At 57.6% G+C, this 21,171-nt stretch carries 17 protein-coding genes and 1 pseudogene; 10 read left to right on the top strand and 8 right to left on the bottom strand.

The window, feature by feature from the left end; genetic code table 11:
• Positions 1-21: 21 nt before the first annotated feature.
• From XI02_RS11730 to XI02_RS11695, 8 genes are all read right to left on the bottom strand, one after another.
• Entirely contained in the window at positions 22-2,049 is a 2,028-nt protein-coding gene (locus XI02_RS11730; protein WP_026192376.1) for a carbamoyltransferase, read from the bottom strand.
• A 276-nt stretch (positions 2,050-2,325) separates the two neighbouring features.
• Positions 2,326-3,117, bottom strand: coding sequence for an ABC transporter permease (locus tag XI02_RS11725; protein WP_016842047.1), 792 nt, complete (start codon positions 3,115-3,117; stop codon positions 2,326-2,328).
• A gap of 3 nt (positions 3,118-3,120) precedes the next feature.
• A complete protein-coding gene (nodI, locus tag XI02_RS11720; protein ID WP_018270195.1) occupies positions 3,121-4,041 on the bottom strand; it encodes a nodulation factor ABC transporter ATP-binding protein NodI in 921 nt (306 codons plus the stop codon).
• 1 nt (position 4,042) lies between these two features.
• Positions 4,043-5,752 carry a nodulation protein NodU gene (nodU, locus tag XI02_RS11715; RefSeq protein WP_018270194.1) on the bottom strand — a complete coding sequence of 570 codons (1,710 nt, stop codon included), beginning with the start codon at positions 5,750-5,752 and terminating at the stop codon, positions 4,043-4,045.
• 14 nt (positions 5,753-5,766) lie between these two features.
• Positions 5,767-6,447: a nodulation methyltransferase NodS gene (nodS, locus tag XI02_RS11710; RefSeq protein ID WP_240536973.1), complete on the bottom strand. Its 681-nt coding sequence runs from the start codon at positions 6,445-6,447 to the stop codon at positions 5,767-5,769.
• Positions 6,410-7,783, bottom strand: a complete 1,374-nt coding sequence (nodC, locus tag XI02_RS11705) for a chitooligosaccharide synthase NodC (protein ID WP_018270192.1) — start codon at positions 7,781-7,783, stop codon at positions 6,410-6,412. The genes nodS and nodC overlap by 38 nt, the downstream gene beginning before the upstream one ends.
• A 16-nt stretch (positions 7,784-7,799) precedes the next feature.
• Positions 7,800-8,459, bottom strand: coding sequence for a chitooligosaccharide deacetylase NodB (nodB, locus tag XI02_RS11700; protein WP_016848466.1), 660 nt, complete (start codon positions 8,457-8,459; stop codon positions 7,800-7,802).
• Positions 8,456-9,088, bottom strand: coding sequence for a NodA family N-acyltransferase (locus tag XI02_RS11695; RefSeq protein WP_026192374.1), 633 nt, complete (start codon positions 9,086-9,088; stop codon positions 8,456-8,458). The genes nodB and XI02_RS11695 overlap by 4 nt, the downstream gene beginning before the upstream one ends.
• Before the next feature lie 850 nt (positions 9,089-9,938).
• Between XI02_RS11695 and nodD1 the strand changes: the two genes are divergently transcribed.
• From nodD1 to XI02_RS11645, 10 genes and pseudogenes are all read left to right on the top strand, one after another.
• Positions 9,939-10,883, top strand: a complete 945-nt coding sequence (nodD1, locus tag XI02_RS11690) for a transcriptional regulator NodD1 (RefSeq protein ID WP_016848464.1) — start codon at positions 9,939-9,941, stop codon at positions 10,881-10,883.
• A gap of 640 nt (positions 10,884-11,523) precedes the next feature.
• The gene (gene nodD2, locus XI02_RS11685) at positions 11,524-12,519 is read left to right on the top strand and encodes a transcriptional regulator NodD2 (RefSeq protein ID WP_016848463.1); all 996 of its coding nucleotides are present in this window, start codon (positions 11,524-11,526) and stop codon (positions 12,517-12,519) included.
• A gap of 593 nt (positions 12,520-13,112) precedes the next feature.
• Positions 13,113-13,322 (top strand): hypothetical protein, encoded by a 210-nt coding sequence (locus XI02_RS11680; RefSeq protein ID WP_075968983.1) that lies wholly within the window; start codon positions 13,113-13,115, stop codon positions 13,320-13,322.
• A 122-nt stretch (positions 13,323-13,444) separates the two neighbouring features.
• Positions 13,445-14,158, top strand: a complete 714-nt coding sequence (locus XI02_RS11675; protein ID WP_026192373.1) for a MerR family transcriptional regulator — start codon at positions 13,445-13,447, stop codon at positions 14,156-14,158.
• Between the two features lie 240 nt (positions 14,159-14,398).
• Positions 14,399-15,511: a branched-chain amino acid ABC transporter substrate-binding protein gene (locus XI02_RS11670; protein WP_194483399.1), complete on the top strand. Its 1,113-nt coding sequence runs from the start codon at positions 14,399-14,401 to the stop codon at positions 15,509-15,511.
• 679 nt (positions 15,512-16,190) lie between these two features.
• Positions 16,191-16,400 (top strand): hypothetical protein, encoded by a 210-nt coding sequence (locus XI02_RS11665; RefSeq protein ID WP_225164195.1) that lies wholly within the window; start codon positions 16,191-16,193, stop codon positions 16,398-16,400.
• A 60-nt stretch (positions 16,401-16,460) separates the two neighbouring features.
• A pseudogene (locus XI02_RS11660) lies at positions 16,461-16,718 on the top strand (transposase); the annotation flags it as partial.
• 169 nt (positions 16,719-16,887) lie between these two features.
• Positions 16,888-17,913, top strand: coding sequence for an LLM class flavin-dependent oxidoreductase (locus tag XI02_RS11655; protein ID WP_026192371.1), 1,026 nt, complete (start codon positions 16,888-16,890; stop codon positions 17,911-17,913).
• A 945-nt stretch (positions 17,914-18,858) separates the two neighbouring features.
• On the top strand, positions 18,859-19,233 hold the full coding sequence (locus XI02_RS11650; protein ID WP_016840019.1) for a hypothetical protein: 375 nt from the start codon (positions 18,859-18,861) through the stop codon (positions 19,231-19,233).
• 1,048 nt (positions 19,234-20,281) lie between these two features.
• Positions 20,282-20,554, top strand: coding sequence for a hypothetical protein (locus tag XI02_RS11645; protein ID WP_075968984.1), 273 nt, complete (start codon positions 20,282-20,284; stop codon positions 20,552-20,554).
• Positions 20,555-21,171 lie beyond the last annotated feature (617 nt).

Raw genomic sequence — 21,171 nt, 5'->3', positions numbered from 1 at the left:
GGTCTTACATATGATCGCCGGTTATGCTTCGCCCAGCGCTTTAATGCGGACGCAAGCGGCGCGTGGCGGATGCAGCCGAACGCCCCGCTGTTCCCACAAGAGCCGAAGTTCCTTGACGAGATCTTCGCGCCGGGGCTGGTCCAACATAGTTGTGTCGAGAAGCCAGCCGAGCGAGGCCTCCCCCTCGATCCGCATCAGCAGGTCGAAGAGCTCATGCGAGATACGCATGCTCTCGCGCCCCGAATGTCCCATACGGATCTCGGAAACCGTTTCCTGACGATCTTCCGCTGTGTAAGAGCGAATACGATGAAGGGATGCATACGGAGGCAATGAAACGCCCAGTGTACACCAATCCGGCAGTGTTGCCGGCCGCTTCTCGACGAGGAATGGCTTAACTACAAGTCCGTCCAGGTCGGTCGTCAAGAAGGTGACGATGGCGTCTGAAACGGAATCGACGATCGGCTCGGCATTGTTGTTAAAGGACGTGTTTAGAAGAACCGGGATGCCGGTTCGCTTCTTGAATGCATTAATGACATCCCAATAGGCAGGATTTGTGTTGCGCGAGACCGTTTGCAGCCGAGCAGTTCCATCAACGTGCGTGACCGCACCAAGCACGCTATGGTGGGCCGCCCGCACACGAACCACGAAGTTCATGAAGGGAAACTCCCGCTTGCCGCCTGGGAGCTCAAAGAACTCGCTTGCATCCTCCTCCAGCACTGACGGCGCAAACGGACGATAGCCCTCGCGCTTTTTGACCATCGCGTTTATCCGGTTCTTGTTTTCCGCTGGCCGCGGGTCGGCGAGAATGCTGCGGTTGCCAAGCGCACGTGGCCCGAACTCAGAACGGCCCTGAACCCAGCCGATGACAGCGCCATTTGCCATCCAGTCCGCTGCACTCGCTGCGATGTCATCACTACGTTGAAAATCGAGGTGGCTGGACCATGCATTGAGCTCGTGTTCTATGGCTTGCTCGGTCCCGAGATCGGGTCCCCAATAGACGTCCGACAATCGCTCGCGCGGCGCGGGCCGGCCCAGCTCGTTTGACATCATCAATGCGGCGCCGAGTGCGCAACCGGCGTCATGCGCCGCGGGCTGGACGAAGATGTCGTCGAAAAGGCCGGAATAGAGCAGCTTACCGTTCATCGTGCAATTGTGGGCTACGCCTCCCGCCAGGCACAAGCGCTTCATGCCCGTCGCTTCGCGATGATGCCGCAGGATATGAAAGATGATCCGCTCCAGCGCTTCCTGCAGCGAAGCGCTGACGTCTCGATGCTGCTGTGTGAATGCCATTCCCTTTCGCCGGACCTGGATGCTGCGGATCAAGGCCGGGCCGATTCGATCCAGATGGACCCGATAACCGCCATTGTCCAACAATTCATAGAACTGCGCGAAGAGCTCGCGATAGGGCGCAGGGTCCCCATAGGGGGCAAGCCCCATCACTTTGTACTCGTCGAACAACCCGTAGCCGAGATAACGGATCGCCTCGAGATAGAACAGCCCCAGAGAGTTATGTTCTGGAAAGCTTGCGAGTTGCGAAATTTCGGTGCCAGACCCTACTGCCAGCAGACCTGAGAGAAAGTCTCCGCCACCGTCGACCGTAAAGATCAGGCTTTGCTCGAATCCAGACATGGCAAATGCGCTCGCGGCATGCGCTTCATGGTGATTTACGAAGAACACGCGCGACGCATCGACTTCGGTGCGGAACTCCCGCGCCAGCAGCTGACGTAGCAACAGTTTGGCGTCTAACGGCACGGCCTGAGAAAGAAATAGCCGCTCCAGCATGGTATTGCAGTAGGATTCAGTCGCGTAGAACGCGATGCGGTCGATCTCGCCAAGCTCCACTCCTGCAGCTGAAAGGCAGTATCGGATCGAGTTGCTTGGCAACTTGTTGGAGTGCTTGACTCGATTGAGGCGCTCTTCTTCGACAGCAGCAAGCACGCGGCCATCCCGCACGAGCACTGCAGCGCCATCGTGCAGAAATGTATTGGGCAGCTCGGCCGAGTTTTGATAGATTCTGTCCAGACCGCCACTCACTCCGAGACACAACATCTCGCTCTCCATTTGGTCATGACAGGAAGGCGAACCGCCCTCCCCAACTAGTTCGTCTGTACTGTCACGCTCCCTCGGCCACGCGGGCCAGGAAGCACAACCAATGCTTTGCGAAGTCCGGCCCGGCGCCGAGCCGGCTCAGCCTATTTGGGTGCTGGGCGTTCCCGCACCGTCCGACCGATCCGGCGCCGTGCGCCCGGCTTGTTATAAAGCCATTGCGACTGCCCCTGTCGCAGCTCACGCTACCTCAACCAAGACAGCGCATCGCGAATTCCGTCAACGCAGCAGACGGCGCCGAAACAATACCGTCGACACAAAGAAAGGTAATACCGCGTACATGCAGAGCGCACCGACATGGAAGGCAGCCCCGCCGCTGGCCGCACGGTCCAGCATCGCCGGGCGGATGAGATCGACCGAATGCGCCAGCGGCAACAAGCCGGCGATGTGCTGAAAGGAGCTCGGCAGTTGGCTCATCGGAAAGACTGCGCCACACAGAAACACCATGGGTGTCAGGATTAGCGTCTGGTAAAACACGAAGTAGTCGTAGCTCGGCGCAAGAGATATGACGACCATCGCCAAACTTGCAAAGACAAGGCCGGTCAAGGCCACCGTCGGCATCGCATACAAAATGGACGCCCAGGACGCATAACCCAGCGTCGCAGCGACAATTCCGATTGCGGTTCCGGCCAGAACGGACTTACTGGCTGCCCACACCAATTCGCCCAGAACGACGTCGCCAAGCGTGAGTTGTGTGGACAGGATTGCTTCCCAGGTACGCTTGGCATCCATCCGAGCAAAGGTTGCATACATGGTTTCAAAGGTCGCGGACGTCATGGCGCTGGTCGCGACCATGCCTGCTGCCAGGAACGAGATGTAGGAGGTCCCTTCAACACGACCCACGATTAGCCCGAGCCCAAAGCCAAGGCCAAACAGGTTGGTTATGGGATCTGCGAGGTTGCCGAGAACCGATGCAAGCGCGACTTTCCTCCATGCCAGGAAGTTTCGACGCCATACTGCAATCCAGTTGTACGCATTAGCGGGCATTAGCGCCGCATAGCTTTCACCCATCCCTCACTTCTCCATCTCGCGTCCGGTCAGCCGCAAGAACACGTCTTCGAGATTCGGCGGCCGCTGCAGAATGCGAAGGCCCGCTCGGCCGCGCAGTTGAACACGTACTTGCTCCGGATACGGCGCATAGCAAAACAGCGTCTCTCCACTCACTTCGATATTCCGAGTATAAGGCTTGAGCCATTCACCGAGCTCATGTGGATCACCGCCATAGATCTCGATCACGTCGCATCCGATATGCTCGTCGATCAAGGCGTTCGGCTTTCCTTCGGCTATCTTGCGTCCACTCTTGAGCACGCAAAGCCGATCGCATAGGCGTTCGGCTTCTTCCATGAAGTGGGTGGTGAGCAGGATTGTCTTGCCACGCGCAAGCAGAACGCGCAGACGCTCCCATATCAGGTGCCGCGCGTGCGGATCGAGGCCGGTCGTGGGCTCGTCCATCACCAGCAGATGCGGATCATTGATCAGGGCCCGCGCCAGTGTCAGCCGACGCTTCATGCCGCCCGACAGATGCGCGACGCGGACGTTCGCCTTGCTTTCCAGCCGTGCAAACTCGAGCAACGAGGGTACGATCGTCTCAACCTTGCGAGCACTCAAGCCGAAATAACGGCCAAATACCAGCAGGTTTTCGCGTACGGTGAATTCGAGCTCGAGGTTATCGAACTGCGGCACAACGCCAACGCGCATACGTGCTACACGCGCGCGCGCAGGCACAGGCTCGTTGAGGATTGTAATCTTGCCCGCATCCGGCGAGATCATCCCGAGCAGCATACGCGCAATCGTGCTCTTGCCGGCTCCATTTGGCCCGAGCAGACCAAAGCATTCTCCGCGCGCAACCGAGAACGACAGCTCATCGACGATGATTTTGTCGCCAAATGATTTTCTGACGCCGGCAAGGTCGATTGCTGCGGTGGACATGTTCATCTTAGGCTGACAAAAGGCGTTCAGCCGAAGTTGGCTTGCTTACGACGGTTTTGGTCCAGAGCAGGCCGTCGCACCACACATGCTCTACGCGCCCCCACTGGCAGGCGGCGGCCACGTCCGGGAAGAATCCTCGTCCATGGAGGTTGGCACTCGTATTGCAGAGCAGCGGAATGCCGGTGAGCTGTTCGAACTCGACGAGCAGCTCGGCGATTTTGTGTGGAGAGTTGCGGGCGACTGTCTGCAACCGCGCGGAGCCATCCAGATGGACGATAGCGGGGACCTTATCGCGCCACTCCTCCCGGGTCTGGTGATCGAACAGCATATAAGGATCTGGCGTCCCGGGACTGAAGATCTCCGGCGCCCGATCCTCCAGGCAAATCGGCGCTACTGGCCGGAAATGCTCGCGGCGCTTGATGTCGTTGAGGTGATCTTTCATTGCCGGCAAGGTCGCTGCTGCAAGAATGCTTCTGCCACCCAACGCCCGTGGCCCAAGCTCGGCGCGTCCCGATAGGAAGATTACGGGTTTGTTGTCAGCAAGAATGGCCGCAAGCTCGCGGAGAGTGCATGGTGCAGGCTCCCATTCTGACGGACTTTCGCTGGCCTGCAGCGCCGGACCGCTATAGACTGACCATTCTAGTGGCCCGAACCCCTTTTGTGCCGCCATCGCGCTGCAAGCGGCGCCAATTGCCGAGCCGCTGTCATTTGGAAACGGCGGCACCCAGACCTCATCGAACAGTCCCGTCGCCCGAAGCGCACTGTTCCACTTGATATTGAGCCCGCACCCCCCGGCTACACATAGGTTTCTCGCGCCCGGAAGCGACGAGTGTCGCAGCAAAACCATCGCAATTTCCCGGACAAGAAGACGTTCCAGGAACACATGAAACGACGCAAGGACGTCTTCGGCTCGCTTGGCCGTCAAGCGCAGCGCGCTCGCCTCAAAAAAGTCGTGTACAGCGGCAAGCGATGCCTCAGCATTGTTGATGTCGGCGCGGTAGCGACGGGCCTGCTCCGTATCCGCAGCGAAGCGCTTTTCGTAAAGCTCCTGAAACACAGCCACGATGGTTTCGTCGAAAGAGCCAAGCGCAATATAAGCCATCAGCTTGCCGGCGATGCCCAAGTCCCAATTGGTGCGATTCGGCTGCCTGTAAGGGCCAAAATGAAGGCCCGCGGCAGCATAGGAATGACCGATCATTGGAAACAGACTGGCAATGAGTCGGGCGCCTCGAGGTTCGACATAGTAGAGACGTGGAAAGATGCAGCCATCCCATACCAGACAGAACGCGGGCTTTCCGGCGCTGGCAAACGGGCTGGTGCTGTATGCCGAGGCGACGTGGCCGGTGACGTGCGGGTAACTCTTATAGGGAAACACCTTGCCGCCAAGGATCAGGCCATAGCCATCGACTGAATCTAGAAGGCCCTCGGCATGGCGCTCGACATATGGCGCCCCCTTCAACGCGATTGGAACCGCCCCACTGAGAACCTGGAACTGCGACTCGATCTCTCCATCCCAGCCGTCGATGACGAACTGATCAATATCTCGTGGATCCAGGCCATGCTCAGCCAACGCGAGCACGACTGCATCGAGGTTATCGACAGATTGATACCGTGGATTGTTGCCGCGCTTCTCTTGTTCGGTGCAAAAGACAAGCTGTCCGTCCTCGACGACAGCGATTGCCCCATCATGTGTTAACTTGATGCCACAGATGCGCATACGACCCCCTGGCCCTAATGACCGTAATTTGGTTGTTCTGACGAGTTAATCGGCTTCCGGAACAGCACGAGCAAACAGTCTTCATTGACCGACTCAGTATGGCAATGAAGACGCTCGATCTCGGATAGGTTCTCATTGAAGAGAGAAATCACTGTTTCCGCACCGGCAGCGTGCCCACAGCGTCGACACGGAGCATCACGCGCGGACCCGAACACCAGAGCGCCATTTGGTGCAAGCATACCGACCAGATTGAGGATGGCTGTGTGCATCTCGGCGATGTCCTTGAGGTAGTAAAGAACCTCGGCCACGACGATCAGATCGAACTGCTCAGCCGTCGAGAACTGCTGAATGTCGCATGTTATCCATGTGATATGTGACCACCTCTTGGTCCGCTGGCGCGCACGCTCGATCGCCTGAGGCATGACATCGACCACGGTGAGCCTTTGGCAGTGCGGCGCCAGCATTTCGGTGAACGCACCGGCTGCACATCCGACCTCGAGGGCATGCACAACGTCACCGTTGCAACGCGACATCCGCAGCATCTGCGCGTATCGCTCCTGCTCGAACGAATTGCTGTCGAGCCGCCATGGATCATCGACAGCCAATTCGCGCTCCAATAGCTGATAGTTCTTGTCCGATGTCACGGGGGCATCCAACCTATTTGTAGGCGCTCGATCGCTCGGGACCGCAAACACTCTCGGTCGCCGCCACGCTCGATGCACGGTGCGAAAGCCCGGGCTTACAAATTGCGGCAGAGCTCACACCACTTCTCGCGGAGCTTATTCCGGTGGCCGCATGCGGAATGACAGCTTTATTCTCTCCGTCGCTTGCCACCATGACTTTACGCGACAGCCAATCGCTATTGCTCAATGTACAAAGCGCGTAGGCTTTCATCGGCAGCAAGAGAAAGATATTGATGGGTGTGTGAAGCGAGAAGCCGAGAAACCGCATATCGCGAGCACGGAACGCTGCCACACTGCACCGGACCATCGTCATGGCCGCAATCGTCAGCACCGTCCACCAGGCCACTGACCCGCCGATGACGAACTGCGCGAGCGCAGCCAGTGATGAGAGGGCGAGAAGCAAGGGGCCGAGATTTTGTCCGACAACGTCGAGCGTCAGATAGCGATCCAACTCGGGCAGCAAGCGCAACGCAAGAAATGTGTCTCGAAAGGTACTGCGCGCCCAGCGTAGTTGCTGTCGCAGATATGGTCCAAGGCTGTCCGGCACCACTGTTGCTGCGATCGCGTCGGGGACATACTCGGTTCGAAACCCCGCCTTGAGCATAAGGATCGTTAGATGACGATCTTCGCCGAAATCACTTGGCTTTCCACGAAAAAATTGCGTTTCGTATTGATCAAGCAGCAAGGCGAGCGCAGAGCGACGATACATGGCACACGGCCCGCAGCAGCACATCACGGCGCCGAAGCGTGCCTGCGCCGCGCGCTCTTCGTTGCAAGCCAACCAGTATTCCATATCGATCAGCTTGGTCAGCCAGGTCTCGTTGCGATTGCTCGCTACCAACTGCCCCATGGCCGCGCCGACGTCGGGGTCCTGCATCTTCGATACAAGCTTCGTGACCACGTCGACGGCAAGGATCGTATCCGAGTCGACGTTCAGGACCAGATCGCCGGAAGAGCTGCGTATCGCAGCAATCTGCGCCTTGCGCTTTCCGACGTTCTTGGCCATCAAGATGATGCGAAACCTCGGATCGCTCGCATAGATTTTGTGTACGGGTCCCAACAGATCGCGATTTGCGGATCCATCGTCGACCACAATGACTCTCAGTTTTCCGGCGTAGTCTTGACTTGCAATCGACGCGAGGCATTCGGAGAGTGTGTTTGGGTCCTCATTGAAACAGGGCACGATTACATCCACGCTGGGCAGAACCACCCCGGCTTGCTCGAGATCGTTCTGCAGCGATGAGGGATTGGTCGGCTGAGCGTAAAGCGCCTGCGCGCTCTTGTAGATGGTCGAGAGCAGCGCATAAGACGAAACGGCGACAGCGCTGGTTGTAGCGAGCAGATCCATGGGGTGCCAGTTTTGTTCAGTGAAGTTGAGGAAGCGGATGGATTTCGAACCCGCGCAGTTGCAGTGCCGGAATCAGATATGCCAGCGCCCTCACCGTCTGTTCACGCGAGGTACTGTCGATGCACGACGCCTCCTCGCCGGGCGGATATCCGTCGTGCAGGAGCACAATTGCTCCCGGGCGAACAGCCGCCAGCACTGACTTCACGATGCTATCAACCCCAGGACGCGACCAATCTCTCGGATCGACCGACCAGTGCACAGCAGCGAGGCCAGCCTTGGCCGACGTAGCAAGCACGTCTTCGGTCCATATGCCGTAGGGTGCCCGCATGTGCCGGGGCAACGCTTGTGGGCATGCCAATCGGATTGCCCTGCTCGCCGTTAGCACCTCATCATGTATCTCCGCTGCTTCGCATCTGGACAGATCGGGATGCGTCATCGTGTGGTTCGCAACCTCGTGCCCCTCGGCGATCATTCGTCGAATGAGTTCAGGTTGGTCGGCCGCGTACGTGCCGATAACGAAGAAAGTCGCGGGGACCCGATGTTGCGTCAGGACATCGAGGACGAGCGGCGTGCAAAATGGATTGGGCCCATCATCGAAGGTCAAGTAGACCGAACGACTTCCGCTAACGTCGCCGTAGTTGCACCGCACCGCAGATAGGGGGATGAGTTCATTCACAGCTCGGGCCCGTTCCGATCGATAATTGTTCCCGCCGGCCACTCGCCCATTGAGCGTCCAACTGGGAACACCACCACGAGCACGTCTTCGATGCGGATCGGCGACAAATTGGGGTAGACATCTGCCTGGGTGGAGCGGACGCGAATGCCTGGCATGAGGGTTGCCAACCCTCGCCTTCCGACCAGTCTGGTCAGATGCTTCTCAAGTGCGGGCCGGACCGTACCAAAGCCGAACGGCACCCCAAGCTCCTGCAGCGCAGGATACATCACGCGCATTGAGTGGCTAATTCCAAGCCCCTCAAGATCTGGACGGACGGCATACAATCCCAGTTCGGCCACGAGAAGATCAACGCCGCCAATCTTGATGAAGCGGCGCAGTAAGCCAATATGAGCAGCGACGCCGTGCGCGTCGTAACCGATTACGCGCATTTCAGGTCTTGCGCCGGCCCAACTTCGAATACCCTCGAATGGCTGTGCATTGAATGCACCAGTCGGCCCATAGCTCTTACGAAAGAAATCGGCGAGCTCGGCATGATCGGCGAGCTGCAGCTCGCTTTCCCAGCGAAGGCTCCACTGGACCTGAGTGCGCGCGGAAGGCTCTTCCGCAGACGGCGACACGGCAATATTCATGGCGGACTTCCCTGCGCCAGTAGGGATGAGAGCGGATATAGTCACGTAAGACACTCGCTATTCGCCGAACCGCTGATCAATCTGGAATGTGTTGGCATGCGGCATCCGCGCTCGACTATTCTCGCCAGGTCGCCCGAGAGTTGACTGAATCGGAGTGGCGCCATCGTTGGCGGCGAGACGATGGCGCAGCTCGCACGTGTCGTTCCAGCAATGCCATGGTCGACATATGCCCGGACATCCCAATGAGGCGATCGGGTTGTGCAGACTCCATCTGCATCCTGGGAGAGCTCCGTCGCGCCCAAGATCGCGATCGGCATTACCCTCTCTGAGGGCTGCCCATCGGTGTGTGAAAGCTCATCGAGGACACACGCGGCGGGCACTAGATCAACTTCGGTCTTATGCATCTTCGACTCGCCTTGTATTGCGATGGACAGGCGCGCCATTTGGCCAGTCGCCGGAAGTATTCGGCATCTGCGATCTGCGCACGCTGCTTGGTCGCGACACTAAGGTGAGGCTGAGCACGCCCTCAAGTGTACGCGGGTAAACCGCCGATATGGAAAGGGATGGAACGCGCATACGAAGGTTTATCGAGGCCTGCCTAGCGTCGCATCGCGTGAGAGTCGCACCTATAACAGGCGCAACGCGCGTGCGGCAGAGATAGCCACTTCGCACACGGATTCGGCAGATCCTCGCACGTCCAGGATTTCTTCTCGGAGCCCGCGTACGACCAATAGCCATCGTGGCATACCTAATTCATTTTCCAAACTGATGTTTGCTATCCAACAATCCGCAGTTTGGTAAAATCGATTGTTTCGATAGAACACATCCACACGATGGATAGACTCACGACATGCGGTTCAAGGGACTTGATCTAAACCTTCTCGTTGCGCTCGATGCTCTAATGACGGAGCGCAACCTCACAGCGGCGGCGCGCCAAATTAACCTGAGCCAGCCCGCCATGAGCGCTGCGATCGCGCGGCTGCGCAGCTACTTTCGCGATGAATTGTTTACGATGAGAGGTCGCGAGCTCGTCCCGACACCCGGCGCGGAGGCGCTTGCGGGTCCGGTTCGCGAGGCCCTGCTGCACATCCAACTCTCGATCATTTCTCGGGATGCGTTCGACCCGACCCTGTCGAGCCGACGCTTCAGGGTCATTCTCTCCGATTTCATGACAATCGTGTTTTTTCGGAGAATTGTTGATCGTATCGCACAGGAGGCGCCTGCGGTGCGCTTCGAATTGCTGCCATTTTCCGATGAACCCGGTGAGCTGCTTCGCCGCGGCGAAGTGGATTTTCTCATTTTGCCGGAATTGTTCATGTCGAGCGCGCATCCTAAGGCGACGCTATTCGATGAGACCCTCGTATGCGTGGGATGCCGCACGAACAAGCAGCTATTGCGACCACTTACATTCGAGAAATACAATTCAATGGGGCACGTCACCGCCAAGTTCGGACGGGCGCTGAGGCCCAACCTCGAGGAGTGGTTCTTGCTCGAGCACGGCTTGAAAAGGCGCATCGAGGTCGTTGTGCAGGGCTTTAGCCTGATTCCGCCCATATTGTTCGACACGGGCCGCATAGGAACAATGCCCTTACGTCTAGCCAGACACTTCGAAAAGTGGATGCCCCTGCGGATCGTCGAGCCACCACTCCCACTGCCCACTTTTACCGAGGCCGTGCAGTGGCCTGCGTTCCACAATACCGATCCGGCGAGCATTTGGATGCGGCGGATATTGTTGGAGGAGGCGTCCAACATGGGATCTGCAGATCGGAAACTACCAACGCGCAGGCGCTGCTAGGTCCACCACAAGCTGCTCCGGCAGATGCAAATATCCCACTCATCATTCGACGTGTCTGCCTTGTCATTTTAGCTTCCCGGACGGCCATGCTGCAAAACGCACGCGCGAGCCGGCCCGGGATTGTGAACGATTGCCGGCCCGTGCGCCTAACGATCCCGCAAACCGTGTAGTGCGCCTGTACTGCACGCGAGGTCCGACGCCATCGCGGAAGGACGCGAGCTTTCGAGTACGATGGTATTTGGCGAAGCGAATTAAATCGCTTGAACCTGACACTGCGTCAGGTTGTAATTTGCCTCCTGACCAATGCTGCGCAGGCGGACGTCAACGGGTCACATCGCGTGAACTCCTGGCTATGGCAGGATAGGCACTAAGGCTGGTTTGCCAATGGCGGCTCGACTAAGTCGAGTTGCGAGAGTGCCGGGAATCGACGAGATCGATCAGGTTGGCGCTCCCGACGGCTCGAGCCGCAGGTCGTCGTCCCCGAGCGCACTGCGTGCCATTCTGCGATGCTCCGCGAGCTTCTTCGCAATCGCACGAGAGGAACTGAGTTGATTCGCGCGAGCCAATGACACCGCTTCAGATGCAGCCGTTGTCGCTCATGGTATGCACTGTAAAAGACGAGCGCGTCGGATAATGAGATATGCGTTTCAACGGCCTTGATCTGAATCTTCTCGTCGCCCTTGACGCCCTAATGACTGAGCGCAGCCTTACCGCAGCTGCACGCAAGATTAACCTCAGTCAGCCGGCCATGAGCGCAGCCGTTGCCCGGCTGCGTTCCTATTTCCGTGATGAGCTGTTTGCGATGAGAGGCCGGAAACTTGTCCCGACGTCACGCGCGGAGGGGCTGGCGGCACCCGTTCGTGAGGCTCTGATGCACATCGAGCTCTCCATTATCGCGCGCGACGCATTCGACCCGGCGCAATCGAATCGGCGGTTCAGGATCGGCCTTTGCGATTTTATAACGATCGTATTCTTCCGACATGTCGCCGAGCGTGTCGCGCGCGAAGCTCCTGCCGTCAGCTTCGAACTGGTAGCGCTCGCCGATGAGCACGATGAACTTCTCCGGCGCGGCGAGCTTGATTTCATTATCCTCCCGGAACCATTCATGTCCAGCGCGCACCCGCGGATAGCCCTGTTCGAGGAAAGGCTCGTGTGTGTAGGCTGCGGCACGAACGGCGAGCTACGGCGACGGCTTACATTTGATCGATACATGACGATGGGCCATGTTGCGGTTAAGCTCGGAGTTGCGCGCATGCCTCCCATCGAGGAGTCGTTTCTACTTGATCGCGGCCTGAACCGACGCATCGACATCCTCGTGCACAGCTACGGCATGATCCCGCCCATGCTGATGGGCACGAGCCGGATAGGAACCATGCCTTTAAGGCTCGTTAAGCATTTCGAAACAACGATGCCCCTTCGGATCGCCGAGCTTCCGCGGCCGTTCCCAACATTTACCGAAGCGGTCCAATGGCCTGTCCTTCAGAACAGCGATCCGGAAAGCATCTGGATGCGAGAGATATTGTTGCAGGAGGCGGCTCGCATGACCTCTACGAGTGATGATTGCTCCATGAGCTACGCTTCGGAGCAAGCGGACACTGAAGGACGCCTGACGAGCGTTGCCTCGCGACTATCGTGACTCCTCTCAAGGACGTGCACGCCTCCTATATCCCGCTGCATGTCTCTACAGCCACACTTTAGACTTCTCCTGCTCTAACTCACGTCCAGCGTCTTCGCTGCCGACGGCTATCATGACGTTGCCGCGGGATTTGCAAATTGGCATGCCGCCCGACGTCAGGTGGCAGTTCAAGTCACCTATTGAGTTGTTTCAGAGGGGCCACACGTCAGAAGCGCCGCACCAAGCGCTCGATACATCGCGCGGGCCAGGCCCCGCCCTTGAGCGCGGCCTCACGTAGCGGCATGAGCAAGATCAACTCGGGGCTCGCGCCATCCGCGCTCAGAACCAGTCGTGCTCCGAATGCGCGGAGTCGATTCCTCCGCCGAGCCGCACATGACGCGCGGCCAGCCCGCCGAGCGATTGTACAGATGACGGGAATCGCTCGTGCTATTTTGCAAGACACCGCGCGCCTGTGTTGCCTTGTCGCATCACCTTAAGGCGCCATGCATCTTCCTCGCTCCGCGCCGCTGATCTGACTTCTTTTGGCCCTATCGCGGCCAAACGTCTTGACGACGTGCGCCGCCTTGGCGCAATGACAAACAAGGAGCCGACCGTTGGAACAGTACAGCGGCGTATTCGATCCGGAAGAACTATCTGTCTTAGGAAGCCTGTTTGATGGCGCAATCAATGCGTTACCGCCGTCGATGCGAACGCCTGAAAATCGGACCGCAGTCGCCAAACTCATCTTGGATAGTACAGAGAGCGGCGCGTCCAGGCTGGCATGCCTGATGAACTTGTTGATCATCATTTCACCTAAGGGTTGATCGCCAACCATTCTGAGGATAGTCACCATCTCTTACGCTGGAATGGAAGACGATCCAGCTAGAGCTTTGAAATAGCTTGAATCATACGTGACGTCAGGTTGTAGGCTTTGAAATTGAACAACATGAGCAAAGCTACACCACGAAGGCGTCGATGGCGCATTGGCGAACTTGCAGAGGCGACCGGAGTGACGGTACGCACGCTGCATCATTATGAACATACCGGGCTCTTGGCCGCATCGGAGCGCACAGACGGCGGTCACCGGATGTACGATCGTGAAAGCGTCCAACGAGTTCATCAGATTCGCGCGTTACGTGAGCTTGGCTTCTCCCTTCACGAGATACGTAAGGCAATGGAGGGCACTACCTCACTCATTGACCTGCTGCGCAAACATTTGGAGCGGATCGAACTTCAAGTCGCTCGAGCGACCCTGTTGCGAGATCGTTTACGCGACATGACGACAGGCAGTGAGATCCAGGTAAGTGTAGATGAGCTGCCTGCAACCTTGGATGCGATGTCTAAGGTCCAGACGCGTAGTCAGACGTCCCGATGTACGTGCAAATTGGCTATAGAGCGCGAGGAGCGGTGGAGGCGAATCCGCGACGAACTGCGTGATTGCATGGATCGGGGCGAACACCCTTGCGGTGAGCGAGCGAAAGCTGTGGCGGTTGCAGCGCGGCTGCTGATCAGCGAAATCGCCGGAGCCGATTCGCGCGTTTCAACGATCCTGAAGGTCCTTGCGCGGTTGAGTGCCCCTCGCAGTCTGGCCGGTTGGGATCCTACTCTTATGCAGTATCTCGACCTCGCCCTTGCGGGGCTGGAGGATCAGCCGTACTGACGGCCTGGGCGCAGGGATGCGCAGGATCTCGCTGATCATTCCGCCGAGACCACGGTTTATTAGTTTCTCACAAAGGGACTTGAACCGCACGTAACGTCAAATTGTAGGCTCTATCATGGTCGCGGCGTAGCCAAGCTGACGCGCACGACTTCGCTTGGCAGAAGCGACCACATCAGGCTTGGAAGCAAATCGAGCCGCCGGCGCTGGCGGTTCACTTCAGGTGAGCATTGGAGCCCTACAATGTTGGGTCGGCGTTACGTTTTAGCTGCCAGTGCAGCACTGCTCTTCTGCGCCGTCGGCTCGACTACGCGCGCCTCCGACGTCAATATTGCCGTAGCTGGTCCTATGAGCGGAAGCAGCGCGGCGTTTGGCGCACAAATGCGCAATGGAGCGGCGGCCGCCGTCGAGGCTTTGAACGCGTCGGGCATACTTCCCGATACCAAGCTGATATTGACCGTCGTCGATGACGCTTGCGACCCCAAGCAAGCCGTCGCAGTTGCGAATAAACTCACAACCGAGCGCGTCCGGCTAGTCGTTGGTCACTTTTGTTCTTCTTCGTCGGTTCCGGCCTCTGACGTCTACGATGAAGCAGGCATCATTCAAATGTCACCTGGCTCGACAAGTCCTCAACTGACAGAACGTGGCCTTAAGACGGTGTTTCGGATTTGCGGCCGTGACGACCAACAGGGTCTCGTTGCAGCTGAGTACATTCACGCAAATCACCATAACGAGACGATCGCAGTGCTCGACGACAAGAGCACGGCGGGTAAGGGCATTGCCGACGTGGTTGCGGCACAGCTGCAGAAATCCGGCGAGCACGTCATTCGAAAAAGCTACATAGCCGGTGAAAAGGATTACGCAGCACTGGTCTCAAGAATGAAGAAGGACGGCGTGCGGGTCGCCTATATCGGCGGCTATCATACCGAAATTGGACTGATCGTACGCCAGGCGTCAGAAGCAGGTGCCGGCCTCATCGTCATGGCAAACGATCCACTGATGACCTCTGAATTCTGGGCCATTACCAGCAGTGCAGGAAATGGCACATTGTTCACCTTCATGGCCGACCCCGTCAAGAATGCCAAAGCGGCCGGCATCGTGGCCAGACTCAGCGCTGCCAATCTGTCTGCCGAAGGATACACGCTTTACGCCTATGCAGCAGTCCAAGCATGGGCAGAGGCGGTAAAGCGGGCCAGCTCTTTCGATGCTCGACGAGTGGCCAGCGCACTTCGTTCGTGGCCGATCGATACCGTGATAGGCCCAATACTGTTTGATTTTAAAGGAGACAACGCGGCTCCTGGATTTCTCGTTTACCGCTGGCGTGACGGGCATGTTGAAGCCGTCAAGCAGAACTGATCGGGGACGACGAGCAACCTCCCACAATTCAGCCAGTGATACAGAGAATGAAACGCCCTCACGACCTTGGTGCGGCCCTACTGGCGTGCACTCTTATACTCGCGGTTTTCGGAGCATTTTTGGCGTTCGCTGCAGCGCTGGCAGAGCTGCCTGACGTCGATCCACTGGGGGATGAGTTGCGTCCGATGATAAACAAGTAGTGCTTGTGCAAACCCTCAGTATCGCACGACCACCTTGGCAGGCATGTCTTGATCAGACCGATGGTCGCTCTTTTTGGTTCACCGGCTCCTCCTCAAGTAGGCCTCTATGCCGTCTGCAACGGCTCGGCGACATCACGAAGTGCCGGTGGTTTCTTCCCACAACGTAGCCATGGAACTCAATTTGCATCAGCAATTTGCGTCATCGAGCCGGCATACCGACAGATGCACATGCGCGCTGCACTCTATGAGCAGGCGCGCCCCGTGCGAGGTCCTGCGAACAGCACACGGCAAGACGGCCAATTGGCGTTCCGACCGAACAGCTCTCCTCGTGACTTGCGTTGCCATCAATGGGCCCCCATTCCCGCTGTCCGCCGCCTTACTGGAAGGCTCGTTACCGTCCTGGCACGGCAATGCCGACATGCGAGGAAAAGCTCCACCTTGGAGCGAACCGCCGTCAGGCCGGCCGCCGCGACATGCCAATGGGCTGGCTACACACGAGCCAGAACATTCTCGACATCAATGTGATCGGCCATGCCATCGGCGTGCGCATCTTTGGGCGCCGTTATGCCTTCGCGAACAACCTTCGGCCTGTCGGGCCTGAAAGGCAGGAAGTTGCAGCCGACTTCGCTGAACTTGACCCTTCTGGAGTACCCTCCGACCCAAGCGTCGTGCTGGCGCGCGGCAGCTGACCTCCTATTGGCAATTTGCTCTGGCCGGAGTGCAAGTCCTCCCCCAAGAAGGGCGGACAGATGAAGCGACCGAGATTCACGGAAGAGCACATTATCGCGATATTGAGGGAGCATGAGGCCGGCGCGAAAGCGGCCGATCTAGCTCGTAGGCACAGGATCTCTGAGGCGGCAATCTACAATTGGAAAGCCAAGTTTGGCGGCATGGACGTTCCTGCGGCCAAGCGATTGAGGGCCCTGGAAGAGGAGAACGTGAAGCTAAAGATGCTTCTGGTGGAGCACATGCTCGGTGTGACGGCCCTTCGCGAGCTCCTGTCAAAGTAGTGATCAGACCGCCATTTGCAGATTCTCATGACCCAATCGCATCGTGCAAGCTCGGTGCCTGCACCCAACGAGAGAAGTCAAAAGCGGTCAAATAGCGAACGAGCCGTCTTTGAGACAGACGACATCAGGCAACCGGGACTTCTGTTCCACAAACGGAGATGATCAAGTGAAAAACAGCCCTCCTCCAAGACTAACGTGCGGCATTTTCGACCATTTGGACGACGACGGTCGCGATGTCGCGCGACAATACGAAGATCGCCTCAAGTTGGCGGAAGTGTGTGATTCTCTGGGATTTTACGCTTATCACCTAGCCGAGCATCACTGCACACCACATGGCAGAGGGCCGTCGCCGAATCTGTTTTTATCGAGCGTCGCGCAGCGTACCCAGAGACTGCGCGTTGGTCCGCTGGTCCTGTTGCTCAACCTCTATCATCCTTTGCGCGCGTTCGAAGAGATCTGCATGCTTGACCAATTGAGCGGCGGCAGGCTCGAGCTCGGTATCGGACGTGGCTCCCTGCCGACCGAATGGGGCTATTTCGGCGTCAGCGCGGACGCGGCGCCAGAGCGTTATGAGGAAGCCAGCGAAATCCTAAATGCCGCGCTTAAGGGGCATACGCTATCCTATCACGGACGATTTTTTGAGCTGAGCGAGATACCTTTGACCATGAAGCCTCATCAGCATCCATGTCCGCCGACCTGGATCACGAGCAGCCGGACCGAGTCGGCGGAATGGGCCGCTGAAAATGGCGCCAATCTGGCGTGCCAAGGCCGCTCCTCAGCTGTCCGAAACATTACGAATGCGTTCCGCTCGCATCGGGCGGGCATGACGGACGCGGACGATCGGGAGCCGTTTCTTGGTCTGCTCCGCATGGTCGTGATTGCGCAGTCTGACCGAGACGCCCATGCAGCAGCGGAAACCGCTTATCAGCGATGGCTCGAGAGCTTTAGATTCGTATACGAGCTGAACGCCATTCCGACACCACCTACCCTGCCGCTGACCTTCGATGCAGCGCTCGAGAACGAATTGTGCGTCGTCGGAACACCAGCTTCCGCCCGACAGCTCCTTCTTAACCAGATGGAGGAAGCGGGCGCCAACTACCTACTTTGCCAGCTTGCATTCGGGAACCTCCCGCTGGAAACTTCTCTATACACCGCAACCACAATCAGATCCGAGATCATCGCCAGACAATGACTATCCGATTTTGGCACCTCAGAGAGGCAGCGCGTCGCGACCTCCATCTATGATTGGATGTCCCGAAGTCGCTTATCTAGGACCTCCTGCCTTATTCAGCAGGAGGTCCAAAGACCGATGAGGACTGACTCGCCCCGATGACCATCGTGCAGGCCTCTCGGCCGACGTCGTCGGCGGTGACGTGAACTGATTTGGAGAGCGGCGGCATGTCAAGCCAACGTTGTTCATATGCTGCTGGCCTCATGCGTCTTCCAGAGCGGATCCCCCGATCGCGCGCGCTATCCGCGAGCTGGATGCATCCCATCAAAACTTTCGATTTTACCGTTCTTAACCAAATACCCCATAGTCAATCGCCGATTTTCGGAAAGCAGCCCTTCACGAACCACGTGTGACAATGAACCCAGTTTGCTTTGAGCGTCGTCGCCGGGCATCTCCAGCCGCGCGTGCCTGCATCACCAATGAGACTACCCCATCCTGCAAATCGCGGCACGTGCTGCGCACCCATAGTCGGATGGCGCATCGCAACGTCCCACGCGCCATCTACCGCGTAGTCGCCGACCTAATTGTCGTCATGCTAAAGGCGTTCCAGGAGATTGGCTCTCACGCACTCTTATCGGCTGGGGTCCATGCGTGCGCCGGCTAGGCCTCTGACAAGCGAACTGGGCCCTCGGCCAAGGCGAACCGGACCCCCACATCATCGTGGTCGGCGATTCTCACTCGCTCACACCCTCAGCGCTACTCGGCGCTGGCCGCCTTCACCTGCTTTCTGCAAACTTGCACCGCGGTCATCTCATTCTATGCGCTGTTCGCGACTGACTGCGCGTGTGCACAGCCTTCTGCAGCGGCAATTCGTTCTCGTCACGCGCCTGCAGCCCCGCGAACGCGACAAACGACGCACCTCTTTACTTAGCCTAGGCCTGCTCTTAATTACTCTGGAGAAACACCGTGGAACTCGATCCTTCCAATTCGCGTATACAGGACCTGAAGCACCGCATCGACCTGCAACTGGGCATCGTTGCCGCCCTCATCGGTGAAGAAGGCAACGAACTCGAAGCGGTCCGGCTGCTTAACGCACTCACAAACGAAATGATAAATGCGGAGCTTGCGCTCGGTCAGCTCGGCGATGCGAGGACCAACGGCTACACTAGCGACGGGCAAACAGCGCGAATGTCGGCGGACCGCGGCATCTATCATCCAGAAGACCTTCAGGCCTTGGGCCGGCTTTTCGATCAAACAGTGGCAGCTTTACCTGAGGCTCTGCGTACGCCTGCCAACCGAATTAAGATCGCCAAACTGATTCTGTCGCGTGCAGCGGAGTGACGTTCGATTCGGTGTACTCCGGCCGTTGAGGACGCGATGAAACGCCATTCATAGCTGGGCTTACGCCGCGCTGCGGTTTTGCGCGCCCAGCACCGCAGCAAGGCTCAAGATTCAATGGGCTTATGTCTCGCGAGCGAGCCGCTTCCGTTGCCCTGTCATATTGCAACCTCCGGCATCACAGCGGGGTTTGAAAGGACGCCATCGCGCCGGGGAGGTCATCATCGACTCTCATCTCAGCTGGACTTTCTTGTATCAAGTACATCGTATCTATAATGACTTATATTCCGCAGCTAAGCGAATGAATGCGAAGCAACGTATGTGGCGACGCAGAGGCATGGTTGTCTCGTTCGGTACGTTTTCCTCAATGGTTCGGCGCTTGTGTTGCGGCAGCACCTCTTACATCCCGCAACGCACTACATTCCACGGCTCCTTGCAGGACAACACCAACCAGATCATCGCAATTACCCCGCATCTCGTCACCGCCTTCTCTACTGCACTCCCACTTGACGCAAAACGTCACACCACGCGGCCATGCGAACGGGTCAAACAACAGAAAGACGGGCGCGCCGTCGATCATGTTAGAACGCCGACAAACACTGTCCAGACTGCGTCACGCGCTTAGGCGGTGAATCGTACAAAACGGTCAATACTGGGGTTCAAACGCTTCGTATTTCGAGGTTACGAATGTGGTGAAAGGTCAGCTCGTCCGCTAGCACCGTCGCGCCGACCCAATCTGGCCCGCTCTTCTAGTTTCTTGGATTAGCCACCACCACCGACCGCAAGCAATTTGGGCAATTCGGCATGAAAGCGCGCGATAACGCACGCCCGCCTTCGAGTGATACAGAATCATTGAACTGAATTTGATACTACGACGTTCGGTCATCCGCGCTTCAATAAGCGTCTGTATAAATCTGATCGTAGCGTCGACAGTGGCTCGATGCGTGAGCGCGCCTACGGACCCGATCTCTTGCTTGCTTGATAGGCCACCGGCACTCGATGCTTCGACAACGCGACCTCTTCGTATTCAAGATATCGATTGGAGTTTGAGATGGATCAGATCTCATCCGAGCAGATGCAGGCGCCCGAAATTCTCGTGAGCGCCGCGTTTGACAAGGCGTGGCGCTTTGTCGAGAAGGATCCGCTGCTGGCACATAATCACAAGACAGTACTTCATAGCCGATTGCGAGCTTCCCTGGAATCTTCGATAAGGAACGGCGAACGGAATACCTTGCATCTGGCGAACGAGGCGATACGAAAATTACGCGCAGAATTGACAGCCTCGACCAAGGCAGCAAGATTACTCACACTTCCGCGGCAATAACGATCAGCTATGTCACTGCTCTCCGCAATCTTAAGTCGCAGATTAGCATTCTCGATACATGGTTGTCGCATTATTTTTCCACCACTATTTTGCCCGAACCGCTTCTGAACTAATGCAGCGGGTACAAAGCGCCAAGCGCTGGGCAAGTCAGCTAAGGGTCAGAGTAAGCGACGACGAGGCAGGATAAGCTCGTTACCCCTTAACGTGACACTGTGCATACGAAGATTCTACTCATGCCCTAAACTCGGGACGCGCTTGGACAACTTCAGCGTAATGCCTCGTTAGGCGCTGCCGCATCCGCAAGCGCGAAGCAAATTAGCTACTAGAAGCAGGCAAGCCGCATCGACCTTTTTGGCTCCTCCGCGGGCGCACAGAGACCGTTGAGAAGCGTGCAAGAGTTACTATCGGCGGTATTGACCTTCGCTCATGGTGCGTGCCTATCGGCTAAGAGCATCTTGGTCGGGCTGTGCATGGCGATGAATGCGCGCCCAACAATCTGACGCAGCGTTCGATTCGACCCGTTTCTTGCAAAACAATGTTGTGCTGCAGTTACAGCAATTCGCGGCGATGTTGTTAAGACGCACAGCGCCGGGGGGCATCGAAAGGAACAACACTCG

This window comes from Bradyrhizobium sp. CCBAU 21365, assembly GCF_015291305.1.
Taxonomy (GTDB): Bacteria; Pseudomonadota; Alphaproteobacteria; order Rhizobiales; family Xanthobacteraceae; genus Bradyrhizobium; species Bradyrhizobium elkanii.
This window is presented reverse-complemented; position numbering and strand designations above follow the sequence as displayed.